This window comes from Paenibacillus sp. FW104-T2 (assembly GCF_058789975.1).
On sequence record NZ_JBYTCE010000007.1, the window covers coordinates 90,706 to 106,436 of the forward strand.

At 50.0% G+C, this 15,731-nt stretch carries 18 protein-coding genes; 17 read left to right on the forward strand and 1 reads right to left on the reverse strand.

What is annotated here, in order from left to right; all coding sequences use genetic code 11:
- The first annotated feature begins 72 nt into the window (after positions 1-72).
- The 5 genes from AC3WQ3_RS11025 to AC3WQ3_RS11045 are packed head-to-tail and all read left to right on the forward strand — an operon-like array spanning position 73 to position 5,002.
- A complete protein-coding gene (locus tag AC3WQ3_RS11025; RefSeq protein ID WP_336783806.1) occupies positions 73-1,572 on the forward strand; it encodes an ABC transporter ATP-binding protein in 1,500 nt (499 codons plus the stop codon).
- On the forward strand, positions 1,569-2,636 hold the full coding sequence (locus tag AC3WQ3_RS11030) for an ABC transporter permease (protein ID WP_492472274.1): 1,068 nt from the start codon (positions 1,569-1,571) through the stop codon (positions 2,634-2,636). The genes AC3WQ3_RS11025 and AC3WQ3_RS11030 overlap by 4 nt, the downstream gene beginning before the upstream one ends.
- On the forward strand, positions 2,620-3,543 hold the full coding sequence (locus tag AC3WQ3_RS11035) for an ABC transporter permease (RefSeq protein ID WP_095291641.1): 924 nt from the start codon (positions 2,620-2,622) through the stop codon (positions 3,541-3,543). Before AC3WQ3_RS11030 ends, AC3WQ3_RS11035 begins: the two co-directional genes overlap by 17 nt.
- 23 nt (positions 3,544-3,566) lie before the next feature.
- A complete protein-coding gene (locus AC3WQ3_RS11040) occupies positions 3,567-4,238 on the forward strand; it encodes a sulfite oxidase-like oxidoreductase (protein ID WP_336783804.1) in 672 nt (223 codons plus the stop codon).
- 2 nt (positions 4,239-4,240) lie between these two features.
- Positions 4,241-5,002: a nucleoside phosphorylase gene (locus AC3WQ3_RS11045; protein ID WP_492472275.1), complete on the forward strand. Its 762-nt coding sequence runs from the start codon at positions 4,241-4,243 to the stop codon at positions 5,000-5,002.
- A gap of 104 nt (positions 5,003-5,106) precedes the next feature.
- Here the strand turns inward: AC3WQ3_RS11045 and AC3WQ3_RS11050 are convergent, their stop codons facing one another.
- On the reverse strand, positions 5,107-5,997 hold the full coding sequence (locus AC3WQ3_RS11050) for a LysR family transcriptional regulator (RefSeq protein WP_154896521.1): 891 nt from the start codon (positions 5,995-5,997) through the stop codon (positions 5,107-5,109).
- A gap of 194 nt (positions 5,998-6,191) precedes the next feature.
- Between AC3WQ3_RS11050 and AC3WQ3_RS11055 the strand changes: the two genes are divergently transcribed.
- The 12 genes from AC3WQ3_RS11055 (at position 6,192) to nfsA (ending at position 15,721) form a co-directional block, all read left to right on the forward strand.
- Complete coding sequence (locus tag AC3WQ3_RS11055) at positions 6,192-7,082, forward strand: DMT family transporter (protein ID WP_336783801.1); 891 nt, start codon at positions 6,192-6,194, stop codon at positions 7,080-7,082.
- Positions 7,083-7,219: 137 nt separating this feature from the next.
- Positions 7,220-7,771, forward strand: a complete 552-nt coding sequence (locus tag AC3WQ3_RS11060; protein WP_492472276.1) for an HXXEE domain-containing protein — start codon at positions 7,220-7,222, stop codon at positions 7,769-7,771.
- Between the two features lie 39 nt (positions 7,772-7,810).
- Positions 7,811-7,963, forward strand: coding sequence for a hypothetical protein (locus AC3WQ3_RS11065; protein WP_492472277.1), 153 nt, complete (start codon positions 7,811-7,813; stop codon positions 7,961-7,963).
- Positions 7,964-8,086: 123 nt separating this feature from the next.
- Positions 8,087-8,428 (forward strand): hypothetical protein, encoded by a 342-nt coding sequence (locus tag AC3WQ3_RS11070; RefSeq protein WP_492472278.1) that lies wholly within the window; start codon positions 8,087-8,089, stop codon positions 8,426-8,428.
- A gap of 86 nt (positions 8,429-8,514) precedes the next feature.
- Entirely contained in the window at positions 8,515-8,697 is a 183-nt protein-coding gene (locus AC3WQ3_RS11075; RefSeq protein WP_095291650.1) for a hypothetical protein, read from the forward strand.
- Positions 8,698-8,807: 110 nt separating this feature from the next.
- Positions 8,808-9,290 carry a GNAT family N-acetyltransferase gene (locus AC3WQ3_RS11080; RefSeq protein WP_492472279.1) on the forward strand — a complete coding sequence of 161 codons (483 nt, stop codon included), beginning with the start codon at positions 8,808-8,810 and terminating at the stop codon, positions 9,288-9,290.
- Positions 9,291-9,427: 137 nt separating this feature from the next.
- Positions 9,428-9,823, forward strand: coding sequence for a metal-sensitive transcriptional regulator (locus AC3WQ3_RS11085; protein WP_336783891.1), 396 nt, complete (start codon positions 9,428-9,430; stop codon positions 9,821-9,823).
- A 51-nt stretch (positions 9,824-9,874) separates the two neighbouring features.
- The gene (locus tag AC3WQ3_RS11090; RefSeq protein WP_336783797.1) at positions 9,875-10,075 is read left to right on the forward strand and encodes a copper ion binding protein; all 201 of its coding nucleotides are present in this window, start codon (positions 9,875-9,877) and stop codon (positions 10,073-10,075) included.
- 159 nt (positions 10,076-10,234) lie between these two features.
- The gene (locus AC3WQ3_RS11095; RefSeq protein ID WP_492472280.1) at positions 10,235-12,760 is read left to right on the forward strand and encodes a heavy metal translocating P-type ATPase; all 2,526 of its coding nucleotides are present in this window, start codon (positions 10,235-10,237) and stop codon (positions 12,758-12,760) included.
- 251 nt (positions 12,761-13,011) lie between these two features.
- Positions 13,012-14,172, forward strand: a complete 1,161-nt coding sequence (locus AC3WQ3_RS11100; RefSeq protein ID WP_336783795.1) for a YhgE/Pip domain-containing protein — start codon at positions 13,012-13,014, stop codon at positions 14,170-14,172.
- Between the two features lie 215 nt (positions 14,173-14,387).
- Positions 14,388-14,981 carry a TetR family transcriptional regulator gene (locus AC3WQ3_RS11105; RefSeq protein WP_492472281.1) on the forward strand — a complete coding sequence of 198 codons (594 nt, stop codon included), beginning with the start codon at positions 14,388-14,390 and terminating at the stop codon, positions 14,979-14,981.
- Positions 14,978-15,721 (forward strand): oxygen-insensitive NADPH nitroreductase, encoded by a 744-nt coding sequence (nfsA, locus tag AC3WQ3_RS11110; protein ID WP_492472282.1) that lies wholly within the window; start codon positions 14,978-14,980, stop codon positions 15,719-15,721. The genes AC3WQ3_RS11105 and nfsA overlap by 4 nt, the downstream gene beginning before the upstream one ends.
- The last annotated feature ends 10 nt before the right edge of the window (positions 15,722-15,731 follow it).

The following is a 15,731-nucleotide window of genomic DNA, read 5'->3' on the forward strand; positions in this document are numbered from 1 at the left end:
GCCGGCTGCCCGATCAGGCAGCCGGTTTTGCTGCTATTAAATGCCCGAGACCGAAAGGAGCGAACGCGAGATATGCTGTTGGAGATGGATCAGATTACGAAGAAATACGGCGGTTTCACCGCCAATCGGGATATCCGTTTTAATTTGCGTGAGGGAGAGATCCATGCCCTTGTTGGTGAGAATGGAGCGGGCAAAACAACCCTGATGCGTATGCTGTACGGAATGGAGCAGCCCACGTCAGGTACGATCAAAGTCCGGGGGCGCGAGGTAAGCTTCGCCACTCCGTCTCAAGCCATGGCAAGCGGTATTGGCATGGTGCATCAGCATTTTATGCTGTTTCCTTCCTTTACGGTGGCCGAGAACATTGTCATTGGCCGCGAGCCGGCTGCAGCGGGCGTATTTGACCGTAAGCAGGCAGCTGCTCAAGTGAACGATCTGGGCCAAAAATACGGCATGCCCGTTGACCCATGGAAAAAAGTATCCGAATGTCCTCTCGGCATGCAGCAGCGTGTAGAGATTCTCAAAGTGCTGCATCAGGGGGCGGATATTATCATCCTGGACGAGCCTTCAGCGGTACTGACACCACTGGAAGTCAAGGAATTGCTGGCGAATATGAAATCTCTTGCGGCGCTGGGTAAGACCTTCGTATTGATTACCCACAAATTGCAGGAAGTCATGGACGTGGCTGACCGGATTACAGTTCTTCGCGATGGTCAGGTGACGGGCACATTGGAGGCGAAGGACACCAATGTAGAGGAATTATCCCGGTTAATGGTTGGGCGTGAATTGGTACGGCTCGACAAGCAGCCATCCGTGCCTGCAGAAGCCGTACTCCAGGTGGAGGGCGTGAGCTTGTCCGGAGCGAAGGATCGCTCGGCGCTGAAGGATATCCATATGGAAGTTCGAAAAGGAGAAGTCGTTGGCATCGCAGGCATCTCGGGTAACGGTCAGTCCGAACTAATCCAGGTTATTGCTGGACTGCGTAGTGCAGACAGCGGCCGTGTCCTGCTATCGGGGCAGGACACAACGAATTGGCCTGTTCGCCGCATTCGGGAGCATGGACTTGCTCACATTCCCGAGGATCGGTATATGTGGGGAGCAGCCAAGGATGCAAGTGTGCGTGAGAATGGACTCATGGGACATCATCACCGGCTTCAGACACGAGGCGTTATTAAGGCCAAAGCTGCACGATCCATGGTAGAGGGCTGGATCAAACAGTTCAGCATCAAGACCGGTTCCGCAGAGACGAAGGCACAGTTTCTGTCAGGAGGTAATCTGCAGAAGCTGATTGCTGCACGTGAATTTGCGCAGGATGCTCCGTTCCTTATTGCAGCGGAACCGACACGTGGCGTCGATATCGGAGCCATGGAGACGATTCATGCCGAGCTGCTTCGCAAACGCAACGAAGGTGCTGGCGTGCTGCTCATTTCTTCCGAGCTGTCCGAGATTTTGCAATTATCCGATCGAATTATTGTGATGTATGAAGGCGAGATTGCCGGGGAACTGAAGGCAGATGAAGCCACGGAAGAACAGATTAGCTTATTGATGGCAGGAGGGAAAGAGCGGGTATGAATCGGGTAAAAGAAACACTTCGCGGACTCGTACAGCCGCTGCTTGCCATAGTAATCGGTTTGCTTGCAGGAGCTGTGGCAATTCTGGTTGTTGGCGGGAATGTCTTCGAAACATATGCAGAGATGTGGAAGGGGGCCTTCGGGAACTTCTACTTCTTCACGAACACACTGGCTCGTTCGACACCCATTATCCTTGCTGGACTGGGTGTAGCACTCGCGTTCCGTGCGGGATTCTTCAACATGGGAGCCGAAGGACAGATGATTCTCGGAGGGCTCAGTGCTGCGCTCACGGCGCTCTATCTGCCAGGCCCAGGCTGGCTTGTCTGTATTGCGGCCATTGTGGCAGGAATCCTGGCCGGAGGAATCTGGTCTGTAATTGCCGGCTGGCTGGATGCCCGGTTTGGCATGAACCTGTTGATTACAACACTGCTTCTCAATTATATTGCCATCTATTTTGGCGGGTACATGGTATCTTATCCGTTCAAGGATCGTACCGGATCCGCAGCGATGGCGCAGACACCGATGATTGATCAGGGAGTCTGGCTGCCGAAGCTGTTTCAGGGCATGGGACTGCATGCCGGTTTCATCATTGCCATTGTAGCTGCAATCCTGATCTACTGGTTTACACACAAAACGGTAACCGGTTATGAGATTCGCATGCTCGGAAGCAATCCGTCGTTTGCGACGTATGGCGGGGTACGCCGGATTCGAATGATGATGCTGTCCATGGTGATCAGCGGTGGATTGGCGGGTCTGGCGGGGGCAGGCGAAGTGCTGGGAACACAGTACCGTTTCCTGGATGGCTCGCTGTCATCTGCAAGTTACGCATGGAGTGGTATCATGGCGACACTACTCGCCCGCTCTCACCCACTCGGTACGGCTGTAGCGGCCATTTTGCTTGCTGCCCTGCAGACAGGTGCCATGGGTATGGAACGAAATACGGATGTGCCGCTTGAAGTCGGCAGTGTTATCCAGGCCGTGCTTACGTTATTTGTATCAGCCCAGATCGGGTATTCATTCCTGAAGCGGAGAAAGGAGAAAAAATCCAATGCAGCAACTGTTTGATGCAGCCATGTTCGGCTCGACCTTGCGGATTATGACTCCGATCCTGCTTGCAGCGCTCGGCGGGGCATTATGCTCCCGTGTTGGCCTTTTCAACGTGGGTCTCGAGGGACTCGTGCTGATCGGTGCTTTCTCCGCGATTGTCGGCAACTATTTGTTTGGCAATGTACTTCTGGCCGTTATCTTCTCTATTATTATTGTGATGTTGTTCTCGGCGCTGTTTGCCTTTATTAGTATTAATCTCAAGGCAAATGCCATCGTGGTCGGGATATCACTCAATTTCCTGGCGACAGGTCTGACGACCTTTGCACTACGGGCGATTTTTGATGTAAAAGGTGCATACTACGACAAGGACATGGTGGGACTTCCCAAATGGGATATTCCACTGATTAAGGACATTCCTTGGGTTGGCAGCGTATTTTCCGGGCACAGCCCGCTCGTGTACCTCGGAATCATACTCGTTATTGCATTGCAATTTTATTTGTTCAAAAGTGTATCAGGTTTCCGTCTGCGTTCCGTCGGCGAGAATCCCATTGCAGCGCAAAGCATCGGGATTAAGGTACGTGGCATTCAGTATGGCGCGGTTCTGATGTGTGGTATCCTGTGTGCTCTGGCTGGCGCTCAGTTGTCACTCGGTCAGGTGACGATGTTTACGGAGGGCATGACCGCAGGTCGCGGCTTCATTGCATTGGTAGCTACCATGCTCGGCCAAGCGAATCCGCTGGGCGTCATGGGCTCAAGCGTGCTGTTCGGCTTCATGGAAGCACTCAGCATTCGTCTCCAGGGCTTCTCTCTGCCAACACACTTTACGTTGATGCTGCCGTATATTGTGACGCTGGTGGCGATGTTCTTTTTCAAAGACCGTACGTATGCACAAGATGCACTGAAAGCGGGCGGAAGCTCGCGTTAATGTAAAAAGAAGGAGGGTTACCATTGCATAACAAGGCTGAACGTCTGAAAAAAACCAAAACGCCTCCGCCCAAAGCGGGCGTCGAGCATGGAGATCGGCTGCCGCCGGGACAGATGCTAACCGAGAAATTCCCGATTTTGCATGAAGGTGAAGTGCCTGAATACGACCTGTCCACCTGGGATCTGAAAGTGTTCGGAGAGGTAGAGGAAGAGAAAGTGTTCTCTTTTGCCGAGCTTCAGGCCATGCCGCAGGTAAATACCGTGAGCGATATTCACTGTGTTACCCGCTGGTCCAAGTTCGATACCCCATGGGAAGGCATTCGCTTCTCGGATTTCATTAAGCTTTTGGGCGTTAAACCTGAAGCCAAATATGTGATGATCCATGCTGATCATGATTATGAGACGAATGTACCGCTCGAAGAATTGATGCACGATGACGTATTGCTTGCTTTCAAGTATAACGGCGAGCCGCTTACACCGAAGCATGGCTATCCACTTCGCTTGGTGGTGCCGCAGCTGTACTTCTGGAAAAGTGCAAAGTGGATACGCGGTCTGGAGTTTATGACCGAAGATCGCAACGGTTTCTGGGAGAGCAACGGGTTTCATCACTTTGCCGATCCGTTTAAGGAGCAGCGCTTCTCGGGCGAAGATCTGCCGATTCCGGAAGACGAATGGACGAAAAAGGAGTTTGATTAACAATGTTAATGCCTATTTTGCAGATTCATTCAGAGGACATGCCTGCTTATGCCATAGTCTGTGGTGATCCCGCTCGTGCGGAGAAGATCTCCCAGAAGCTGGAGCAGGCGAGAGAACTGGCGTTCAGCCGGGAATATCGTACATTCGTTGGGCTGTATGAAGGGGTGCAGATGGCTGTTGTCAGCCATGGTGTAGGTTCTCCCGGAGCGGCCGTCTGCTTCGAGGAACTGATTCGGGCAGGTGTGACAACCCTGATTCGAGTCGGAACAGCTGGCTCCTATACGGCAGATTATCCTGCGGGCAGTATCATTGTCAGCACGGCAGCAGTCCGTTCGGACGGATTGACCCGTCAGCTCGTGCCGGATGGTTTCCCCGCAGTTGCGGACATTGGAGTCACCCAGGCACTCATTGAAGCTGCACAGGAGAAAGGGAACACTGCGGACCAGGCAATGAATGCAGGTAAAGTCGGTGTAGGCATTACCGTTACACTCGATGCATTCTTCACAGGGGTGGAAGAGATTCCTCACCGCAAATATAAACAGGCTGGCGCGCTTGCAGCCGAGATGGAAATTGCAGCACTATATATCGTCAGCACATTGCGAGGTGCGCGTGCCGGTGCGATTGTGGCCATTGATGGCTTCGCCGACAGCGATCTGGCTGCCGAATATGATCCGCATACAGATGCGGTAGCACATGCGGTTGAGCGCGAGATTAACGCGGCTCTGTGTGCACTTGCTGCGCTCGCTCGGCAGGATCAGGTGTAAGCAGCATATACTGGAGTGCAACAATAGGGCAATAACCTGAAATGATATAAAAAGGCGTTCACTTGGTCACGGTAAATGTGACTAGTGAACGTCTTTTTTTTCGTTTAGTTCTGCTGCCCGAACAATTGCTGCGCCGTCTCGATGAACAAACGGGAGGCCGGGGAAGCTTCTGCCAGGGAAGGGACCGCAATTTCAATATGGCGATAAGCCTTCGGTTCGGTAGGAAGTGCTTTTACACCAGGAGGGAGCCAAGATAGAGAAATGGCAGGCAGCAAGGCGGTTCCGAGTCCCTGTTCAATCATGTTAAGGCATGTATTAATGTTATGGACGATAAACCCAAAGTTGAGTTCCGCTTCCGCACGTTTAAACAGATCTACGATCGGCACTTCATATCCACCGTTGCACACAATCATGGGATGTTGATTCAGCATCTTCACAGGCAGGATCTCCTGATTGGCAAACGGCTCATCCTCCCGAAACACAGCCAGCATTTCTTCGTTGTAGAGCGGCAGTGTTTCATAAGCCTTCTCTACCGGCTCCTGATCCGTCACAATAATGAGTGCGACGTCAATTGCACGTGAGTTAAGCCATTCCTGAATCTCATGAATGTTTCCCTCATGCAATTCAAATTCGATGTTCGGGTAGCGGTCACGGATGGATCGGATAATCTTGGGCAGCAGATGAGCTGATGACATGGGAAAAGAACCGATGCGAATCGTACCGATTTCCAGTCCCTTCTCGGCTGCAACGACCTGCTGCACTTTATCATATTGCTGTAGAATCCGGCGGAAAATGACAAGTATTCGTTGTCCTACATCGGTAAGCACAATGCCGTTCCGCCGGTCCCGTATGATCAGGGTAACGTCCAATTCGTTTTCCAGCGATGAGATAGCCCGGCTAACCGCGGGCTGCGTCATGTTCAGTTCCTGTCCGGCACGAGTGAAGCTTCCGGTCTCGGCAATTTTGACGAATAACTGTAATTGTGAATTGTTCATAACAAATATGATATGCTCCTTATGATTATCATGCATTTCAATTATTACGTTCGTTATTGTATCATGGAGACACAGAACGATCAACGGAGGATACTGGCCTGCCGGATCTGAATGTAGCTGGTTGAGACACATGGCATGCTCAGGGACTTGGATGAATTAGCCCTGAAGCTGTGCCGGATAGGAGAGGTTAATTTATGGCTTTATCACGTGCAAAAGCAGGTTGGATCCTGGCTTTTCTAGTACTCATGTGGGGAGTAAATTGGCCCCTGACCAAATACGCTTTGAACTATACACCACCGCTTTTATTTGCAGGCATGCGCCTGTTGATTGGCGGACTGGTGCTCGGTATCTATGCTTTTCCAAGGTACAAAACGCTGCGGCTTCGGGAAACCTGGCATATCTATGCGATCTCGGCGGTGCTGAATATCATTTTCTTCTATGGCTTTCAGACTGTAGGTCTGACGGAAGTACCCGCAGGGTTATTTTCCTCCATCGTATTCCTGCAGCCTGTACTGCTCGGTATTGGAGCTTGGCTGTGGCTGGGCGAGTCGATGTATGGGCTGAAAATTGCCGGACTGGTCCTCGGTTTTGCAGGAGTGGCAACGATCAGTATTGGCGGCATGACTGGCAAAGTATCACCTGAAGGGGTTATGCTCGGACTGTTTAGTGCCATCAGTTGGGCCATCGGAACTGTATATATGAAGAAAACATCGACGAAAGTGGACGGAATCTGGATGACGGCCATTCCGATTCTGATTGGCGGGGTTGTCTTGACATTGACGGGTACTGCGACAGAGAACTGGGCTGAAGTCCAATGGGTACTTCCATTTATATTGGATATGCTGTTCATTTCGGTCTTTGTCATTGCGCTGGGATGGCTTGCTTTCTTCAAGCTGGTCAGCTCAGGAGAAGCGAGTAAGGTAGGATCATTTACATTTCTGATTCCGTTGATTGCGCTGTTCTGCAGTGTATTATTCCTTGGGGAGTCCGTGACCGTTAATCTGATTGCAGGTTTGGTTATGATTATCGCCAGCATTCTGCTCGTAAACATGAAGATGAAGGGCAGCAAAGTGGCCAAAATATAAACATGTGGCGAACCTCTTCGCACCCGGCTATCTTAGCCGGACGAGAGGCTCGTCATTTTTTGTATATGTTAGAGCTGAATTCTTGCAAAAGAAAGGGAGTGGACAGGAGATAGCGAATAAATGGTTAGAGGTATTGAATGGATAGATCAACTTGGAGGTGTCTGGGTTCACCTATGTCGCTCACAACGCTCATCTGGTTATTTCTTATTGCTTTTCTGCTGCATGATCTCGAAGAGATTATTTGGGTAGGTCCCTGGATTCGGCAAAACAAAGCGAAAGTTCTTCAGCGTGTCTCGCCGAAGGTCGTCAATCGTCTTCAATCGATGCTTCGAATCAACAGCAGCCAATTCGGTGTAGCCGTACTGCTGGAATTGGTTGTCTTCATACCCTTTGTATATATTGCGGCAGAGTATGGTCATTATTTCATGTTTTTGGCGTTTAACACGCTCTTTTTGCTGCATGTATTCACACATGTCGGGCAGAGTTTATATCTGAGAATGTACACCCCGGGGGTAGTTAGTGCTGTCTGTATCACACTGCCGTACGGAATATATCTATTATACCGGCTTCTTGCTGAAGGAATTGTAACATGGGCCGAAGTGTTCTTGAGCATACCCGTGGGCCTTGTAGTTCTGCCCATTGTGATGTTGGGTCATGAACTTGGGCGAAGACTTGTACCAGATACATAGGTCAATAATAAATTTCAGATATCGGGAGGAGATTAGCATATGAGTTCAGGTTGGAGTGAATTTCGTGTCATCCCTTATGAGTACAATGATCAGGTACGGCAGATTGATGAACAGCTGCTTCGACTGGTGGCTGAGCGGAAGCATATAACAGGAGCGGTTCAATACCATCCACCTCAGGAGATCATCGATTAATGGGCAGCATCTCTGGATATGAAGGAGGAAGAAATCCGTTATGTCCTGCGTAGTGTACAACCTATGCCCCCACAGCATTTTTTCCCGTCTGAAGAGCTTCAGTTGAGGGGTGTTGTTCCGATTATGAAGAGAACGATCCAGGATTCCTGCGAATATCTCATCACGCATTCGATGCAATATGAGACGGAGAGTATCGTTCATGTGGAGATACATTATAAAGGAAATGTAACGGATCGTGTACATGTAGTGCCCCATTTGGCGTTAGAAGTGATTAGTGAACAGAACCATATGTCGACGAGACATAGCAGTCGTGGAGGAGGCGGCGAGACACATATAAGTTTTCGGGTCGTGCCTGCTCTGCCTTCCTCTCTTGAACATGTTCAATTTTCACTGGTCCCTTCAATTACGGAACTGGAACATAAGATGGAAGAAGTTATTTTGGATAAACAGGTGGATTTCGAATAGCCGCATGGCGAATGGGAATGAAAAAATTGGGTAAGTTATATAAAGGAACATCATTATGATGATGAAATATAAAGGAGGACTCTAAGATGACACAGAATAATCAACCTCAAGACGAGGCGGAAATTCGCAACAAGCTGGACGAAGACGGGGATTCCTTGATGGAGAAAAAGAAAATCATGAACGGTGTAGACATCGAACCGGAAGCGGACGATTGGGCAGCTAAGCCATCACCAGTTGCATTTAATGAAGGTAAATCCTCCAAAGAATAAGAAGAAACGAATGAGTCGTTTCTGATGAAGCAGATACCGCTGAGGTATCTGCTTTTATTACATTTTGTTGTATAATAATGTAAATTAAAGCAAAGGAAGGTGTGATTCAAGTGGATCGAATCCAGATTAGAAAGGCAGCGGCCCCCGACTATCCTGGTGTTTCCCTCTTAATGGATGAGCTGCATCAAATGCACGCCCAGGCTCGGCCTGATGTGTATCGAGCATTGCAACCCAGAATGGAGAAGCAGGAGTTTGTATCATTACTGGAGACGGATAAGCGTTATCTGTATGTTGCTGAATCGGTAGGCACGGGGGATATTCTGGGGTACGGTAGTGCGCAGCTCAGTTTGATTCAGGGAGTTGAACTGCTGTTGGATCGCAAGATGCTGTATATTAATGAATTGATCGTCGGAAGTGATGGGCGGGGTCAAGGAACGGGTAAGAAATTGATGCATGCTCTAATTGAACTGGGCAGGGAGCTTCAGGCAGATAGCGTAGAATTAACAGTTTCCACATTTAACACGGGTGCGCAGGCCTTTTATGAACAGATGGGTCTGTCTGTCCGAAGCAGCAGGATGGAATACATACTGTAATGATGACTTGCACAATTTATAATATGCAGAATTTTAAAGAGATCTGTATGGCTATAAAGAAGACATTAATTTTATTCTTGAATACCCCCATGGGGTATGTTACACTGTGAAAAGAACGAAGAAAAGGGGTGTTCATGATGGATCATCAGAGCCATCCCAAGGAACCCTTGGAACCATCTGTAACGCTGTCCGATGAGAATGCAACCGGTCAACAAGCAGCGGCATGCCATGCCGAAGGCAGTGACGGGAAGCATGTGCGCAAGAGCCATCACTCGCAGGAGATGAAGAGCAATCTGATCTCCCGTTTAAACCGGGTCGAAGGCCAGATTCGCGGGATCAAGGGATTGATCGAGAAGGACACGTATTGTGATGATGTGCTTACCCAGATTGCAGCTGCGCAGTCTGCACTAAATTCAGTGGGCAAGCTGCTGCTTGAAGGCCACATGAAGAGTTGTATTGTTGAACGGATTCAGGCAGGGGAACATGAGGTAGTGGATGAACTGCTCGTAACGGTAAGAAAGTTGATGAAGTAATTGTTAAAAGAATAAAGCAATCATTTATATATCCCAAGGAGGAATTGAATCATGTCTAACGTTACGCTTAATGTTACTGGAATGTCGTGCAACCACTGTGTAAAGTCGGTTGAAGAAGCGGTGAAAAACGTCGGTGCCAAGGGTCAGGTTGATCTGGCAGCGGGAACCGTTGCGGTGGAATATGATGAGCAGCAGGTCAAAGTGGAGCAGATCAAGGCTGCCATTGAAGATCAAGGGTACGATGTAGTCTAATCCATGTTGGCTTAAACGGATTTCTTAATGTCTATGCGCTGAACCAAGATGCCGATATACATCAGACAAGAGGAATCGTCGTTTAAGCCTGATTTTTTGCCTGAATTATACCCTATAGGGGTATGCGAATAGAAGGTTCATATGAAAGGAGACGCCATCATGGATAAAGCATCATCAAGGGATCATGTACCTGGATCCGGATTGCAACCGGATGGAACCCAGACCACGCTGCAGATAACGGGAATGACGTGCGCTGCCTGCTCCACACGAATCGAGAAGGGGCTATCCCGTATGGAGGGCGTTCAGCAGGCCAGCGTTAATCTGGCCATAGAACAAGCGAGTGTAACCTATGATCCGAAGACGGTAAGTGTCAATGCATTGCGGGATAAGGTGGAGGCACTCGGATACGGTACAGTAACCGAGTCGGTTGATCTGGATATTACAGGCATGACGTGTGCTGCGTGCTCTGCCCGAATTGAGAAGGGACTTTCCCGTCTTCCGGGTGTATCCCGAGCGAATGTGAATCTGGCGCTGGAGACAGGACACGTTGAATTTGCAGCAGGAGCACTGAAACCTTCCGATATCACGGCCAAAATCAAACAGCTGGGCTATGGTGCCGAAGTGCAGCAGACGCAGGAAGAAACCTCATCCGTACGCGAACGTGAGCTGCAGCGCAAAAAATGGAAATGGATGATCTCCGCCTTATTATCCATACCGCTGCTGTGGGCCATGGTAGGCCACTTCTCATTTACATCATGGATTTGGGTGCCGGATCTGTTCATGAATCCATGGTTCCAGCTGGTACTGGCAGCACCGGTGCAGTTCGTTATTGGGTGGCAATTTTATGTCGGGGCTTACAAGGCGCTGCGTAACGGAAGTGCCAATATGGACGTACTGGTCGCTCTGGGTACAAGCGCGGCATTCTTCTACAGCCTATATCTTACACTCACGAGTGGAATGGTACCTCCAACGGCTGCTATGGATCATGGCGGGATGGGCACGAGTGCGGGTGCCACTATGCCCTCGGTTGAACTGTATTACGAGACTAGTGCGATTTTGATTACGTTGATTTTGCTTGGAAAATGGTTTGAAGCCGTAGCGAAAGGTCGCTCGTCCCAGGCCATCAAAAGCCTGATCGAACTGGCCCCTCGTGAAGCCCGGGTCATCCGGGATGGCCAGGAAGTGGTTGTGCCTGCAGCTTATGTAGCCGTAGGTGACATTGTGCTGGTGCGACCGGGGGACAGTATCCCAGTGGATGGAGTTGTGGAAGAAGGGCAATCCTCGGTCGATGAATCCATGCTCAGCGGCGAAAGCTTGCCTGTCGATAAAAAGCCGGGGGATGCCGTTACGGGTGCTACACTGAATAAAAACGGTGCACTAAGGCTGCGCGCAACACGAGTCGGCTCGGACACCGCATTATCTCAGATCATTAAAGTAGTTGAACAGGCACAGGGGTCCAAAGCACCCATTCAGCGGATTGCGGATGTTATTTCGGGGATCTTTGTCCCCATTGTGGTTGGCATTGCTGCACTGACATTCTTGATCTGGTATCTGTTTGCTAGTCCCGGTGACTTCGCAGGATCTCTGGAAAAAGCGATTGCCGTACTGGTCATTGCCTGTCCATGCGCCTTGGGTTTGGCAACACCAACATCTGTCATGGCTGGATCAGGACGGGCGGCTGAGTATGGCATCTTGTTCAAAGGCGGAGAACATCTGGAATCGGCACAGCAGATTCAGACGGTTGTTCTGGACAAAACAGGGACAGTCACTCAAGGTAAACCGGTGCTGACGGATGTGATCACAGCACAAGATTGGACAGAAGTAGAACTGTTGAAATGGGTTGGAGCTGCAGAACAAAGCTCGGAACATCCGCTAGCGGAAGCTATCGTAGCAGGAATCCGCGACAAAGGGATCGTATTGTCCCAATCAGAGCAGTTTGAGAACATACCAGGATATGGCGTTCGGGCCAGAGTACAAGGACAGGAAATTCTGGTTGGAACACGGCGGCTGCTTGCCGATGCTCATGTGGAGGTATCGGAGGCAACCGCTCGCCAGATGAATGAACTGGAGGAGCTCGGCCGCACAGCGATGCTGATAGCAGTCGATGGCCGCTGGGCAGGTATTGTTGCTGTGGCAGATACAATTAAGGATACATCACGCGAAGCCATTCAACGGCTGCAGGCGTTGAACATCGATGTCATCATGATTACGGGAGACAATGAGCGTACGGCACGTGCCGTGGCGGAGCAAGCAGGTATCCATCATGTCCTGGCAGAAGTCCTGCCTGAGGGTAAAGCAGCCGAAGTGAAGAAGCTGCAGGATAGCGGGCTGAAAGTAGCAATGGTTGGTGACGGCATCAATGACGCACCTGCCCTGGCTACAGCAGATATCGGTATGGCCATCGGGACTGGAACAGACGTAGCGATGGAAGCGGCAGATATCACGCTGATGCGAGGTGATTTGAACAGTATAGCGGATGCGATCGAGATGAGCCGGCGCACCATGGGTAATATTAAGCAAAACTTGTTCTGGGCGCTTGGCTATAACGTCATTGGTATTCCAATCGCTGCAGTAGGTTTTCTGGCTCCTTGGCTGGCTGGTGCGGCCATGGCATTCAGTTCCGTATCGGTGGTATTGAATTCACTGCGTTTGCAGCGGTTGAAGCTGGAACGCAATCCAAAGTAAATTGCAGGATAGGCGTGCTATTACCTTCAGCCTAGCCTGAAATGGAGCGCGGTTCGCTGCGGTGAACCGTGCTTTTTCTTGTCTTTTTATGAAAAAAGGAAATGGACTTTATGAAACGAGAATGATGTTTCTGAACATTTCAGAAATAAGTTGACAATAATGACATATGCCATTAAAATTTAAACAATTGTTTGATTCAAACGATCGTTTAAATCAAATGTGAACTAATCTATATTGGAGGATCTTATTCTATGCTACAGGCATTACGCATTTTATTGAAAAAACCGCCAGTGATTGTGGGGATCGTAACAGCACTTATGTTCCAAGTGATCTTCAGTGTCATCTGGATGACTGCATACTCCGGCGTGAACGACCGCACGACTGAATTGACAGTAGCCATTGTGAACGAAGATGGCGAGATGTCCCAAGGTATTGCGGATAGTTTGACTAAGACGCTGCCTTTCCATACGGTATCGGATCTCAGTTCCGCTGAGGCATTGGATCAGCTGAATCACCACCAAGTTCACATGGTGCTGAATATTCCGGCTGGCTTTAACGAGCTTCTTCAGACTGCAGGTTCCACAGCTGAGATCAAGTACACCATTAACGAAGCTAACCCGGTGACGATCAAAAGCATGATGCAGGGCGTTTCTCAAAGTGTGACGAATACAATCAATAAGCAAGCGACTGCGCAAGGCGTGCAGACCGTACTGACAGCTGCAGGGGCACCTGCGGATCAGGCGGCCGATGCTGCTGCCAATCTGGCTACCCGGGTTGAAGGCACAACAACTTCGATTAATCCGGTGAACGGCATGAATAATCAGATGGTACCGATGATGATGGTACTGGCTTCTTATGTCGGCGCCATGATCATGGGTATGAATCTGCAAACGGCTATGGGAATGCTGTCAGCAACTCACTCCCGCTTGACCCTGTTTGGAGCGAGAATCGTGATTAACATCGCATCCGCTCTGGTTGTATCACTTCTGGGTTCATCGCTAATTGTTGCGCTCGGAGGACAGATTGCCCAAGGATTCATCGCGTTCTGGTTGTTCCAGGCTCTGTTCCTCTGCACGTTCATGTTCTTCTCGCAGTTCTTCCTGATCTGCTTCGGACCTGCAGGAAGCCTGTTCAACATTATCTCACTGTCCCTGCAATTGGTATCTTCCGGTGCAATGGTACCCCGTGAGCTGCTTAATGGTTTCTACAGCGGCATCGGACAGTACTTGCCTGCAACGTACGCAGTTCAAGGTATTCTGAGCGTTCAACTTGGTGGACCTGGCGTTCAGTCGGCAGCCGGATCTGTTGCGATCGTTCTGGTCATCGCGGTTGCCCTCTCCCTGGTAGTGACCTTGCTCAAAAAACGGCGCATGCCAGCAGGGGCACCAAGCCCGGCTCAAGTGAACAGCTAATATTACAGATGTAAATGACTCTATAGTATTGGAGCAGGCACCCCGGTGGATCTCAACCGGGGTGCCTGCTGTATATCAGGACCAGTTAGAGCTCTGACATGATATGGTCATGCCTTGCGCTTTGAAAGTTAAACTTTCATAATAAATAGATGAAACAGCTGGCTGCAGCCCCGGAAGCTGGAGCAAGATAAGAACGGACAAGAGGAGCGAACGGAATGACGGAACCGGAATTGGATATCAAAACGAGGATTTTGCTCGCAGCCAAAAAACTTTTTGCGCAGCAGGGGTATGACGGGACAAGCGTTCGTCAAATCTGTGATGAGGCGGGTGCCAATGTGTCACTGGTCTCGTACCATTTTGGCGGCAAAGAAAAGGTGTTTGAAGCGATATTTGAGCACTTCTTTCCTGATCACATGCTGACTGATTTGGCTGCAGAGTCCATGTCCCCTGTGGAGGGTATCAGCAAAATTGTAGGTGAAGTCGTGAAGTTCACGATGACGGACTGGGAAATGAGCGACATTGTACAGCTTGAAATTACACTGAACACTCATCGCACGGCCACCGTATTTCGGTTCCTGGACCCTGTCTGGACTAAAGTGAATGATTTGCTGCAGGAAGGTAAAGACCAGGGTGTATTCCAGATTGATTCCGTATCTTATGCAATGCTTCAGGTCATGGGTGTGGCTCTGGCACACAAACGTGCCAAAAACTCACGGTTTACGTTTAACTATGAGGATATAGATACAGATAAGCTGGCTGAACAGACGATTGAGTTCGTACTACGAGGATTGGGAGTGAACCAGACATGAATGAAACCATTGAATTGATGATGAAACACCGCTCAGTGCGGAAATTCAAGCCGGATCCGGTAAGCGAGGAGCAGCTTGCGACAATCGTGGCTGCCGGGCAGATGGCTTCCTCTTCAAGCAGTGTACAGGCATATAGCATCGTTGCGGTGACGGAACCAGAATTAAAATCGAAGCTCGCTGCACTCGCAGGCAACCAGGCTTATGTGGAAGAATGCCCTGTTTTCCTCGTGTGGTGTGCAGACCTGTATCGTCTGAGTGATGCGGCGAAGCGCCACCACCCGGAGAAGGAGTCTTATGCTGATTCCACAGAGAATTTTATGGTAGCAACGATCGATGTGGCTCTTGCCTCCCAGAATGCCGCTCTGGCTGCTGAGTCGCTCGGTTTCGGGATTGTATATATCGGCGGTCTGCGTAACAAGATTGAAGAAGTGACTGAACTGCTGGGACTGCCGGAAGGCGTATACCCTGTCTTCGGCATGTGTGTCGGTATAGCCGACCAGGAAACCGGCATACGTCCGCGTCTGCCGCTGAATGCTGTTCTCCATCGTAATCGCTATGATGCCGAAGAGACGCTCCGAGGCGTGGAAAGTTATGACGAAACCACTACAGCCTATATGAGAGCCCGCACGAATGGTGAACGTACGACGCCGTGGTCCGAATTGATGGCCAAACGTCTTACCGAGCCGGCACGTCTGCAGATGAAATCGTATCTCGAAGGCAGAGGGTTTATGAAACGTTAATTAAGGTCAA